Annotated in this window: 8 protein-coding genes; 1 reads left to right on the forward strand and 7 read right to left on the reverse strand. The window is 50.2% G+C overall.

The annotated features are described in order from the left end of the window. Nucleotides 1-106 precede the first annotated feature (106 nt). Complete coding sequence (gene ydcF, locus EAS44_RS13470) at nucleotides 107-907, reverse strand: DUF218 domain-containing protein YdcF (RefSeq protein ID WP_001027934.1); 801 nt, start codon at nucleotides 905-907, stop codon at nucleotides 107-109. 272 nt (nucleotides 908-1,179) lie between these two features. Next, complete coding sequence (hrpA, locus tag EAS44_RS13475; protein ID WP_000139522.1) at nucleotides 1,180-5,082, reverse strand: ATP-dependent RNA helicase HrpA; 3,903 nt, start codon at nucleotides 5,080-5,082, stop codon at nucleotides 1,180-1,182. 200 nt (nucleotides 5,083-5,282) lie between these two features. On the opposite strand from hrpA, the gene azoR reads away from it, so the two are divergent. Further along, nucleotides 5,283-5,888 carry an FMN-dependent NADH-azoreductase gene (azoR, locus tag EAS44_RS13480; protein WP_000048948.1) on the forward strand — a complete coding sequence of 202 codons (606 nt, stop codon included), beginning with the start codon at nucleotides 5,283-5,285 and terminating at the stop codon, nucleotides 5,886-5,888. A gap of 53 nt (nucleotides 5,889-5,941) precedes the next feature. Here the strand turns inward: azoR and ynbD are convergent, their stop codons facing one another. The 5 genes from ynbD to pdxI form a co-directional block, all read right to left on the reverse strand. Then, complete coding sequence (ynbD, locus tag EAS44_RS13485; protein WP_001350641.1) at nucleotides 5,942-7,234, reverse strand: phosphatase PAP2/dual specificity phosphatase family protein; 1,293 nt, start codon at nucleotides 7,232-7,234, stop codon at nucleotides 5,942-5,944. Nucleotides 7,235-7,247: 13 nt separating this feature from the next. Beyond that, nucleotides 7,248-9,005, reverse strand: coding sequence for a bifunctional alpha/beta hydrolase/class I SAM-dependent methyltransferase (gene ynbC / locus EAS44_RS13490; RefSeq protein WP_000431871.1), 1,758 nt, complete (start codon nucleotides 9,003-9,005; stop codon nucleotides 7,248-7,250). A 15-nt stretch (nucleotides 9,006-9,020) separates the two neighbouring features. After that, the gene (gene ynbB, locus EAS44_RS13495) at nucleotides 9,021-9,917 is read right to left on the reverse strand and encodes a phosphatidate cytidylyltransferase (RefSeq protein WP_000890902.1); all 897 of its coding nucleotides are present in this window, start codon (nucleotides 9,915-9,917) and stop codon (nucleotides 9,021-9,023) included. Next, a complete protein-coding gene (ynbA, locus tag EAS44_RS13500) occupies nucleotides 9,917-10,522 on the reverse strand; it encodes a CDP-alcohol phosphatidyltransferase family protein (RefSeq protein ID WP_000177540.1) in 606 nt (201 codons plus the stop codon). The genes ynbB and ynbA overlap by 1 nt, the downstream gene beginning before the upstream one ends. Before the next feature lie 298 nt (nucleotides 10,523-10,820). Then, nucleotides 10,821-11,681: a pyridoxine 4-dehydrogenase gene (gene pdxI, locus EAS44_RS13510; protein WP_000097805.1), complete on the reverse strand. Its 861-nt coding sequence runs from the start codon at nucleotides 11,679-11,681 to the stop codon at nucleotides 10,821-10,823. Nucleotides 11,682-11,785 lie beyond the last annotated feature (104 nt).

Genomic DNA, 11,785 nt, shown 5'->3' on the forward strand with positions numbered 1-11,785 from the left:
TTCTGTGAAGGGCTTCATAAAAACAAGTGTAAAAGGAATTAAAGGCAGAAATAAAAGTCAGAAGTCATGCCCGTTTGCAAACAATTGGTTCACGAACGGGCAATTTTTAACGTAACGAGCGACTTTCCATCGCCTCGATGAGCACCGCATCGTGTTTCAGCGTTTGCCATGCCTGGATGACTTCTGCCGGAAAATCAACGTGAACGATAAAATCTCGCCCGCGGGGGCCGTAGCCATCGCTATCATCGCGTAAACGCGGCAGCTCGCCAGTGAGTAGCGATAGATAACGCTCAACCGGCCATAATCCTTGCAACGGATTAACAAAGATTACACTGTCTGCGTTATTTCCTAACTGAGGAACGAATCCGGGATAACTTAACCAGCGTGGTGCATCGGGATTATCCCCGGTTATACGGCGGAACGTCGCCATCGTGCGCCGCTGCATGGTGGGGTCCTGAACAACGATAGCCGTATGAACTCGTTCTACGGCCTGATTCAATAGCGCGATGCTAAAGCGTGCGTTTTCACCGCAGTTTGTTGACTGGTCTTCAATCCAGATTTTTTCATGCGGAATATGCCAGAACTGATGAGCGATATCCGCCAGGATGGTAGCTTCAGCTCTGCCAGTGGTGCGGATAGTGTTGTAGTGTGGATGCTGTGCGATGGCGCTATACAAAAAAGTTGTCGAGTGACCGATACCACCACTAATCAGTAAAGGAATTTGCTGATCGCGGGCAATCTTACATGCCGCATCGATAGTCGGCATAACCGCATTGCCTGCAAGGATCACGCAATCGGCCTGATACGGCACCTCACCGGAGAAATCATCCTGCGCCAGCCACTGTCCGATAACATTTATGGCATCTATGGTTGCCGGCGAAAGCGTCGGAAACGGGGTAATATTCATGGTTCCTCCTTATCGTTCCCTTAAGAATACTGCGTGAGATAATAGTGAGAAGCGGAGCACTCTGAAAGGAGGAAGTCGTATTTCCTTAACTGCCACTCCGCCAGCCTGACATATCTTTTAAGGAAATGCTGTAGATAAACATTATTCATCTTGCAGCAGAGAATTGTATTTTTCTGAACTCCTGAATCTTTTCCCTTATCGTTTTTAGAATTAATAAAAAACCCGGCGCTAAATGCTTACCGGGTTTTAGATTTATCAGGCAAATAGCAGTGTTAACCGCTAATCTGCTCCATCGCCTGCAAAATACGCTTATCCGAAATCGGATAAGGCGTGCCAAGTTGTTGAGCGAAGTAACTAACGCGCAGCTCTTCTATCATCCAGCGGACCTCTTTCACGTCTTCATCCTCACGACGTGCAGGCGGTAGTTTGTTGATCCATTGCTGCCACGCCTGCTGGACGTTTTCGACTTTCAGCATCTGAGCACGGTCGCGATGTGGATCAATCGCCAGTTTTTCCAGTCGTTTTTCAATCGCCTGCAAATAACGCAGCGTGTCGCCCAGCCGTTTGAAGCCGTTACCAGTGACAAAACCGCGATACACCAGCCCGCCCATCTGCGCTTTAATGTCAGAAAGCCCCAGCGCCATGGTCATATCCACCCGCCCTTTCAGACGTTTGTTGATATTGAACACCGCAGTGAGGATTTGCTCGACCTGCTTCGCAATATCCACCACCGTGTCGTTCAGTTCAGCGCGGACTTTTTCATGCAGCGCAGCAAAGCCTTCTTCCGTCCAGACCGGACCGCCGTTGGCGTCGATTAATTTATCCACACCGCATGAGATACAGTCATCGATCAGCTCCAGCACTTTGCCATACGGGTTAAAGTACAGCCCCAGCTTGGCTTTGTTTGGCAGCTTTTCGTGCAAGTACTTGATCGGCGATGGAATATTTAGCAGCAGTAAACGGCGAAGACCGCTCCACATTGCCTGCTTCTGTTCCAGCGGGTTATCAAACAGTTTGATCGCTACGCTGTCACGCTCATCCACCAGCGCCGGCCAAGCCTTCACTTTGTAGTTGCCGCGCTTCTGCTCGTAGCTTTCCGGCAGTTGACCAAAACTCCAGATATGTAAACCGCTCTGCTCGATACCGTCATCCGCCACGGCAGACAGCGTTTCCTGCACTTTGCCTTTCAGGGCGTCTTTCAGATCCTGTAATGAGCGCCCTTCTTTTAGCTTCTTGTTTTTGTCATCCACCACGCGGAAAGTGATTTTCAGGTGATCGGGCACCTGATCCCAGTGCCAGTCTTCGCGGTCAACGGTGACGCCAGTCATCCGCCGTAACTCTCGTTCAAGGCTGTCGAGCAACGGCAATTCCAGCGGTGTGACGCGGCCTAAAAACGCTTCGGCGAAGTTTGGCGCGGGCACAAAATTACGGCGTACCGGCTTCGGCAGCGATTTAATCAGGGCGATGATCAGCTCACGACGCAGACCGGGGATCTGCCACTCAAACCCACTCTCCTCAACCTGGTTAAGTAGCGGCAGCGGGATATGCACGGTCACACCGTCAGCATCCGCGCCGGGCTCAAACTGATAGCTCAAACGCAGTTTGAGATTGCCCTGATGCCAGAAGTTCGGGTAATCCAGTTTGCTGATTTTTTCCGCCCCTTCTTTGATCAACATGCTCTTTTCAAAGTTGAGCAAATCAGGCGTTTCGCGGCTGACTTTTTTCCACCAGCTGTCGAAATGGCGTGCGGAGATCACATCGTGGCTGATGCGCTGGTCGTAGAACTCAAACAACGTTTCGTCATCCACCAGAATATCGCGGCGACGAGTTTTGTGTTCCAGTTCTTCCACTTCGGCCCGTAGTTTCAGGTTTTCACGGAAGAATGCGTGACGCGTCTGCCAGTCACCTTCCACCAGCGCGTGGCGAATAAAGAGTTCACGACATAACGCCGGATCGATCTGGCTGTAGTTGACCTTGCGCGCGGCAACAATCGGCAAACCATAAACAGTGACTTTTTCCGTTGCCATCACCGCGCCCTGCGCCCGTTCCCAGTGCGGTTCGCTATAGGTGCGTTTAATCAAATGCTGAGCAACTGGCTCCACCCATTCCGGGTCGATCCGCGCAGCAATGCGTCCCCACAGGCGGCTGGTTTCTACCAGTTCCGCCACCATTACCCATTTCGGCGGTTTTTTGAATAAGCCGGAACCGGGGAAGATGGAGAAACGCGCGTTACGTGCGCCGGTATATTCTTGTTTATCGGCATCTTTCATGCCGATATGCGAAAGCAAACCGGTCAGCAACGCAATGTGAATTTCGCGATAATCCGCCGGTTCGCTGTTAACCGGAATGCCAAGTTCTTTCACCACCTGGCGCAACTGGGTGTAGATATCCTGCCATTCGCGCACGCGCAGATAGTTGAGATAATCAGTACGGCACAGGCGACGGAAGGCGTTTGAAGAAAGCGCCTTTTGCTGCTCGCCAAGATAATTCCACAGATTCACAAACGCGAGGAAGTCAGACTCTTTGTCGTGGAAGCGACGATGTTTTTCGTCCGATGCCTGCTGCTTGTCCATTGGCCGCTCACGCGGGTCCTGAATAGAGAGCGCGGAAGTGATAATCATCGCCTCACGCACGCAGCCATGTTTTTGCGCTTCCAGCACCATACGCGCCAGACGTGGGTCGACAGGCAACTGCGAGAGCTGGCGACCGAGCGGCGTCAGTTTATAGGCGCTGGCCTGTTCATCCGTGGTGATCGCGCCCAGTTCTTCGAGCAGACGCACGCCATCCTGGATATTGCGTTTATCCGGTGCTTCGACAAACGGGAATGCGGCGATATCGCCCAAGCCCAGTGCGGTCATCTGCAAAATAACCGAGGCCAGGTTAGTACGCAGAATTTCTGGGTCGGTAAACTCCGGGCGCGAGAGGAAATCGTCTTCGGAATAGAGACGAATACAGATCCCTTCTGACACACGACCGCAGCGGCCTTTACGCTGATTAGCTGAAGCCTGCGAAATTGGCTCAATCGGCAAACGCTGCACTTTGGTGCGATAGCTGTAGCGGCTGATACGCGCCGTACCTGGGTCGATAACGTATTTAATCCCCGGTACGGTCAGCGAGGTTTCCGCGACGTTAGTCGCCAGCACAATGCGCCGTCCGCTGTGCGACTGGAAGACGCGGTTCTGCTCGCTGTTCGAAAGCCGTGCATAAAGCGGAAGAATTTCCGTATGGCGTAAGTTCAGCTTGTTCAGCGCATCGGCGGTATCGCGAATTTCTCGCTCGCCGCTCATAAAAATCAGAATGTCGCCAGGGCTTTCCTGGCTCAGTTCATCTACGGCATCGAAAATCGCCTGCAACTGGTCGCGCTCGGTGTCATCAGCTTCTTCAACAATCGGGCGATAGCGCACTTCCACCGGATAGGTCCGACCGGAGACTTCGATAATCGGCGCATTATTAAAGTGGCGCGAAAAGCGTTCCGGGTCGATAGTCGCGGAAGTGATAATAATTTTTAGGTCAGGACGCCGCGGCAGCAACTCTTTCAAATAGCCGAGGAGAAAATCGATATTCAGGCTGCGTTCGTGCGCTTCGTCAATAATGATGGTGTCGTACTGCATCAGCAGGCGGTCTTGCTGGATCTCTGCCAGCAAGATACCGTCGGTCATCAGCTTGACCATCGTGTTATCACTGACGTGATCGCTGAAACGCACTTTGTAACCGATGCAACCGCCCGGCTCCGTTTTTAGCTCTTCCGCAATACGGTTCGCCACCGTTCGCGCCGCCAGCCGACGCGGCTGGGTATGGCCGATCAGCCCTTTAATCCCGCGACCCAGCTCCATACAGATTTTCGGTAGCTGAGTCGTTTTACCGGAACCCGTTTCCCCGGCGACGATCACCACCTGGTGGTCACGAATCGCTTCGAGAATGTCCTGTTTTTTCTGACTAACCGGCAAATTGTCCGGGTAAGTAATCTCCGGTCGTGCCGCTTCACGCAGCAGGACTTTCCCTGCCGCATGGTCAATCTCTTTCGCCATCTCCTGGAAAATGGCCTGTTGTGCATCAGGATTTTTAACCTTCTTCACGCCGTGCAGACGGCGAGAAAAACGCAGTCTGTCACGCAGCATCAGCGAATCCAGCCGCTGCTGCAAGGCAGTAAAGGTCAATTTTTGTTGTTCTGTCATAACGTTAGTGGGCAGTAGTCTGCCTGATTAATTTTCTTTTAAATGATAGATATAGAGTACCACATCGCGGCTTTCTATGCGTTGTTCAATAAATTCGAACATAGGCTTCGATTTATTGCGCTATCTCTGTGGCAGGATTGTGAATAAAGTGTCAACAAGCAACGGGGCATTGCCCATTCAAATATCTATAAGGAAACACCATGAGCAAGGTATTAGTTCTTAAATCCAGCATCCTGGCAGGGTACTCTCAGTCTAATCAGTTGTCCGATTATTTTGTTGAACAATGGCGCGAAAAGCACTCCGCTGATGAAATCACCGTGCGTGACCTGGCTGCAAATCCGATTCCGGTCCTGGATGGCGAACTGGTTGGTGCACTGCGTCCGAGCGATGCGCCGCTGACTCCGCGTCAGCAGGAAGCTCTGGCGCTTTCCGATGAGCTGATTGCCGAGCTGAAAGCCCACGACGTTATCGTTATTGCGGCACCGATGTATAACTTCAATATCTCGACCCAGTTGAAAAACTATTTTGACCTGGTTGCACGTGCAGGCGTTACTTTCCGCTATACCGAGAACGGTCCGGAAGGCCTGGTCACCGGTAAAAAAGCCATCGTTATCACCAGCCGCGGTGGGATCCATAAAGATGGCCCAACGGATCTGGTGACGCCGTATCTGTCCACATTCCTGGGCTTTATCGGCATTACCGATGTGAAATTTGTCTTCGCCGAAGGGATCGCGTACGGCCCGGAAATGGCAGCGAAAGCGCAGTCTGACGCGAAAGCAGCCATCGACAGTATTGTTGCTGCATAACCGGACACGATCTTGATGTGGACTGTAGATATTCAGTCCACATCTCAATCCGCTTACCTGTTTTCCCATAATTTCAGCATCGCTTTGTGCTCTTCCTTAAGCACAATCCGCGAGCGTCTGGCTCGAATATAACTAATCGCTTCATCAACGGTTTTACAATGTCCGTAACATAACAGCCATGCCGCCACCACCAGCGCACTGCGCGATAATCCCAACGCGCAATGGACCAGAACGCTGCCTTGCTCTTCGCGTAATGTTTCCAGCATCGCCACGGCCTGTCGGAGCTCCCCCTCTTCCGGAACCACCCGATCCAACATCGGTACACAAAAATAGAGTCGATCTTTTGTCGCTCGTCCGCGAGGGAATTCAAAGGTGACGTCCAGAACCGCATTCTGTGCCGGAATATGTCGTGGAAACGCCCCTAAATAAACACCAGCAGTAATTTTGCTCACCGGCTCCAGGCGAAGACAAAACCAACGCATAGACAGCCACATCCCGATACGCCAGGGCAATGTCAGCCAGTAAACGGCGGGCGGGAGTTTCCCCTGACTATCTTTCCCTGTTGTTATCGCGCCAAGCCCACCGTACCCACGGCCAATGATGAATAGCGATAATACTGGCCAACATAACCAGACTGACCACCATAACTGAAGCATTATCATTAGCTCCATCAACACAATGCACGAGCACGCGCCTGCGACATATGGCAGTGCTATTTTGATTCGACGTTGATCAGGTTTCTGATAATTCCAACGACGGTCGACGGGCACCATCCAGTCAATTAACATACCTACCGCCAGCCCCGTGATGACATCAATAAAATGATGCTGCCAGGTCGTCAGCGTCGAAATGGCGATGAGTAAAAACCATCCGCCGCAGACTTTACGCCACCTCACAGCCAGATGCTGACGAAAGTGACGCCAAAGTAGCCAGCAGAGAATAATATGCAGCGAAGGAGACTGGTTATAAGGCAGATCAAACAGTTCAAGTTGCGAAAATAGCCATCCTGTCACCCCACTCACTTCAGGACGGATAAAACTAAACTTCAGCGGATAGAGAAAAAAACCGCAGCAGGCCATTACCGTTGCCAGAATAAGCCGGTGAACCAGTCGGCGCTGTTCGAATGTCGAGCTACAAATGAACAGCGAAAATCCATATAAAAGATCCAGACTCCAGTAAGGAACAATAGTCCAGGGAAGAAAAGGGATCGCCGTTTCCCAACCGAATACCTGACTGGGGATATCATGGTTGTTAAGATCCTGAGTCGCGGTGAACTGATTAAGAAATCCATATGTAAAGAAGAAAAACGGGGCCAGCAACAATAACCAGCCAGCTCCTTGTAGCAATACGTTCCGGCGTTCAGTTATCACGACGCACCGCCATCGAAACCGTAAAAATGCCCCACACATCAATCCGTTGTGTGCATTTATCGAATCCGGCATCATGCACGAGCGAATCCATCTCCCCTTGCGAACGCACGCGCATTACCCACGGTTTACCATCTTTATGACTGGTTAACACCCCGGCAATCAGCTCCAGTTGTGGGTGCCACGGCTGCCCGGTGTAGATGAGAATGCCACCCGGATCGATGGCATTGGCAAGACCTGCGAGTGAGTTTTTTACCTGCTCATTTTCGGGGAAAAGCTCATACAGGCCAGAGACAATCGCCAGCGTAGGCCGCGGAGTTAACGCGCTGAGTTCCTCCAGGTTAAACGCATCGCCCTGTTCAAAACGCACCCGCCCAGACATTCCCCGTTGAGCAATCATCTCTTGCCCCTGTGCAACATTTAACTCGCTGTAATCACGTAACAAAATATCGCTTACGGCAGGCTCGTTTGCCAGCGCATCCAGTACATAGCGCCCATGCCCTGCGGCAATGTCAACCACGCGGACGGCTAAACCTTTGGCGTGGAGATGGGCAACGGCTTGTTTAATCAGCATTTGTAAATGGGTTTTGCGCTGGCGAATACCGCGCCAGCCAACACTGTTCAGGTAGATTTTGTCGATAAAGCGCCCGAATGCGTTACTGCCTTGCGGTTGATTTTGATAGACATAATCCAGCGAACTGCCTGAATCAAAGCCGGTACTCATTCCGAGATGCAGGCCCGCAGAGTGCGCCCCGAACAGTTTCATCGCCTTTCGCATAAAGCGATACGCCAAATCAACCGGCGATAACGGCACGGGTCCACCAGAAAGGAGCCGCCAGCGATCCGCTGATGGTCCTGTGCGGTCTTCATGCTGATAATCAAATTTTTGCGACTTGTTAGCATATAAACGGCTGATAAAGCTTTGCATTTTTTCAAATGCCTGCGCCCTGTTCTCTTCACCCAACGTGTCGTGATAAAAGCCTGGCAGCAGATGCAGCTCTTTCAGAGGACTACGTAAACGCTGATAAAAATCAATCTGCGGTTGGCGATGCACCACATAGTCATCGCCTGATATCAGAAGTTGCGTGGGGAGCGTAATCGCCGCCGCATCGCTAACAATACGTTCAGACGTTTTATAGAGATCGAGCAAGATATTGACGGCAATCGCCCGTGTGATCAGCGGATCATTATTGAAACTCGCCACCCGTTGCCGATCGTGGGTCAGATAACGCCCTTTCACATAGGAATTAATAAAAAACAGACCACGCAGACGATGCCATAACGCCAGCCCAGGACGTGCCAGCGGCACATACAATTTAACCTTAAAGGCCGGAGATGCCAGCACTAGTCCGCGAATAGCAGGCGCATAATCATGAACCCATGTGGCAACCATCACTGCGCCGACGCTTTGCGCGATCACAACCACCTCTTCCAGTCCGACCTGGCTGTCGCTGGCAGCAAAACGGACAAATTCATCAACATCCTGCACTGAACGCGCAAGAGACGGACTATAACCACGCGGCCCCGAAGTTTGTCCATGCCCTCGGGCATCCCATGCATAAAAAGCAGTATCTGGCATCGCCAGTTCATCAACGATATGTTGTAGACGACCAGAATGTTCATGACCGCGATGAAATAAGACGATGACCTTTTTCGCCCCTGGCAGTAAAGTGGGCCAGTGCCGATAAAACAACGCTGTATTATCACTGGTGGTAAAAAAATGCTCCCCAGGGATGCGTGAATTTTCCATTTTCTCTGTTTTCCTTCAGTAACAGCAGTAGCGAATAAAATAAAAAAATACCGGAGCGGTGAAAATTAATGAGTCAATCCTGTCAAGGAGTCCGCCATGTCCTGGTAATAGTTTTCCGCTATCTTTAACACCAACATCTCGTTTGGTGGCTGACATCACTACATCGCCGCAAAAACCACTAATACCAATTAACAAACCCGCTAATAATACCTGTAATGTATTTAGCGGTGTCAGTAACGGTCCAATAATCAGTGACGCAATCATGGTGGTGATTACTCCTCCAACCAGACCTTCCAGCGTTTTTCCCGGGCTGACTTTGGGGACCACTTTTCTTCTGCCGCAGAATTTTCCCCATAAATACTGTGCAATATCGTTTGACTCGGTTAACGCCAAAAGAAATAACACCAGTAACGCCCCGCCCTGGATATTTATGGTTGGCAACATTAATAACCAGGCGGCATGACTCAAGGTGAAAACGGTCATTATCCAGCCACAAAAAATGGCACTCACGGTATGCAGAAAACCAGAGGGGTCACCTACAAAAACTCGCCAGGTGGCTAATATCAGAAACCCAGCCAAAGGTATAAATAACAGAAACAGCTCAAAGCAATTAAAACCGATAAGCAAATAGTTAAGAGGAATAACCCAATATAACCAACGCGGAAAATGTACGGATATAAGCGTACAATATTCTTTCAATGCCAGAAAACTTATCAGCGCAAAAAACGTCAACGTCATCCAGCGTGGACCTGAAATCACCAGTGAAAAACAAATGACGATGCCCCACCAGGTACGAATACGTAATGTTACTTCATCGCCTTTTCTCTCCGGTAACCGCCATACCAGAAAACGGTTTATCAGCGTTGCTAAAATTAACAACGCGAAGAGTATTGCCAGAGATTTTTCCAGCATTATCTTTCAGCGCTCATCAGGAGCACACTTCGACAACGATTAATCGCAGTCCAGAGAAGCAGAATTGAAGCAATGCTCCATAAAAGATTATTCCATTGCATCCATTGTGGATAAATGGCAATGGCCAGCCCCCACAGACCAAATATTAACGCGCGATCGCTTTTGCCAAATGGACCGACATAACTACGAATACCGTTAATCGTCTGCGCGAGTAAACCGCAAAACTCGGTCAATATGGTGCAAAATAACATGAGTATTACGAGTGATGCGTTACTTTCCGGTAAAAATAAAAACGGTAAATAGAGCGCAATATCGGAAATAACATCGCCAGTTTCATTCAAAATCGCCCCCAGACGTGTTTTCTGATTGCACTCACGCGCCAACATGCCATCCAGCGCATTGAGCGTCATACGGATAAAAAGCACGATGGGCAATAGCAAAAAGAGGATGGGTTGTGCCACCAACACCAACAGCAATCCGGTAAGAAGAGAAAGCGCCAGTGCAGCAAGAGTGATGTGATTCGCTGTAACATGGTGCTTATAAAGCCAAAACATCGTCGGCCTTAACAGCGACTGAAAGAGCGGTTTTATCTGGTAGAGCGTCATTTATCATTCCGTGATATTCAGTTTGCTCTATGGTGCATCAATTCCGACGGCGGAGATATCACAACGCGCAGCATCAACGTAAATTCGGAATATATCAAGATGTGGTGGATGAATGCCCTACACATCTGTTTGATTACCGTCTGGATATCAGTGAGATACCATCTATCACTGTACGAATCAATGAATCCATCGCCTTTTCACTGATTATCCAGCCGCAAATCCTGGCCTTAAACATATGCACTCCATGCCATTAAAAAAGAAACAAAAGGGAAATGCATCTTTCCCTTTTGTATATTCGTTATTCTCGCGAAATACCATCCAACGTAGACAACACTTTCTCAGAAAGATGCAATTTTTCAGCAGCCATATTCTCCCGTAAATGCGCAACAGAAGATGTTCCAGGAATCAACAAAATATTCGGTGAACGTTGTAACAGCCACGCCAGCGCCACCTGCATTGGTGTTGCACCCAGGCTCGTAGCAACATCGGAAAGCGTGGAGGATTGCAGCGGCGTAAAGCCCCCGAGCGGAAAGAATGGCACGTAGGCAATGCCATCACGAGCCAAAGCATCAATCATTGCGTCATCAGCACGGTGGGCAATGTTGTATTCGTTCTGCACGCAGACGATTTCGGCAATCTTTCGCGCCTCTGCAACCTGCGTCGGTGTGACGTTACTCAGGCCAATATGTTTTACCAGGCCTTGTTGTTGCATCTCCGCCAGCACTGTCAGGCTGGCCTCAATCGATCCTTCCGCTGGGCCATGACCATCCCCCATCATAACGCGCAGGTTAACCACATCCAGTACGTCCAGGCCGAGATTACGTAGATTATCGTGTACCGCTTTTTGCAGCTCTGCCGGAGAAAATGCGGGTAACCAGGAAGCGTCCTCTCCACGCCGCGCACCAATTTTAGTGACAATTGTCAGGTCGTCAGAGTACGGATAAAGCGCTTCGCGGATAATCTGATTGGTGACGTGCGGACCATAAAAGTCGCTGGTATCAATATGATTGACGCCCAATGCCAGCGCCTCGCGCAGCACGGTTATAGCGACGTGGCGATCTCTTGGGGGGCCAAAAACCCCAGGACCAGCCAGTTGCATCGCGCCATAACCAAGACGGTTAACGGATTTTGTACCGAGAGTAAATGTGTTGCTGCTCATCGCACCCTGCCCTGTAATAAAACGGATTAAGAAAAATCAGTATAGAAATGAATAGAGATAAATAATGCGAGGGTGTAAACAAGATTGCGGGATGAGTTGTACTG

The organism is Escherichia coli DSM 30083 = JCM 1649 = ATCC 11775 (genome assembly GCF_003697165.2).
GTDB lineage: Bacteria > Pseudomonadota > Gammaproteobacteria > Enterobacterales > Enterobacteriaceae > Escherichia > Escherichia coli.

What these genes read in the sequence shown, in the direction of transcription:
- hrpA (WP_000139522.1), bottom strand. Translation starts at nt 5,082, where the DNA reads ATGACAGAACAACAAAAATTGACCTTTACTGCCTTGCAGCAGCGGCTG.
- ynbA (WP_000177540.1), bottom strand. Translation starts at nt 10,522, where the DNA reads ATGACGCTCTACCAGATAAAACCGCTCTTTCAGTCGCTGTTAAGGCCG.
- ydcF (WP_001027934.1), bottom strand. Translation starts at nt 907, where the DNA reads ATGAATATTACCCCGTTTCCGACGCTTTCGCCGGCAACCATAGATGCC.
- ynbB (WP_000890902.1), bottom strand. Translation starts at nt 9,917, where the DNA reads ATGCTGGAAAAATCTCTGGCAATACTCTTCGCGTTGTTAATTTTAGCA.
- pdxI (WP_000097805.1), bottom strand. Translation starts at nt 11,681, where the DNA reads ATGAGCAGCAACACATTTACTCTCGGTACAAAATCCGTTAACCGTCTT.
- azoR (WP_000048948.1), top strand. Translation starts at nt 5,283, where the DNA reads ATGAGCAAGGTATTAGTTCTTAAATCCAGCATCCTGGCAGGGTACTCT.
- ynbC (WP_000431871.1), bottom strand. Translation starts at nt 9,005, where the DNA reads ATGGAAAATTCACGCATCCCTGGGGAGCATTTTTTTACCACCAGTGAT.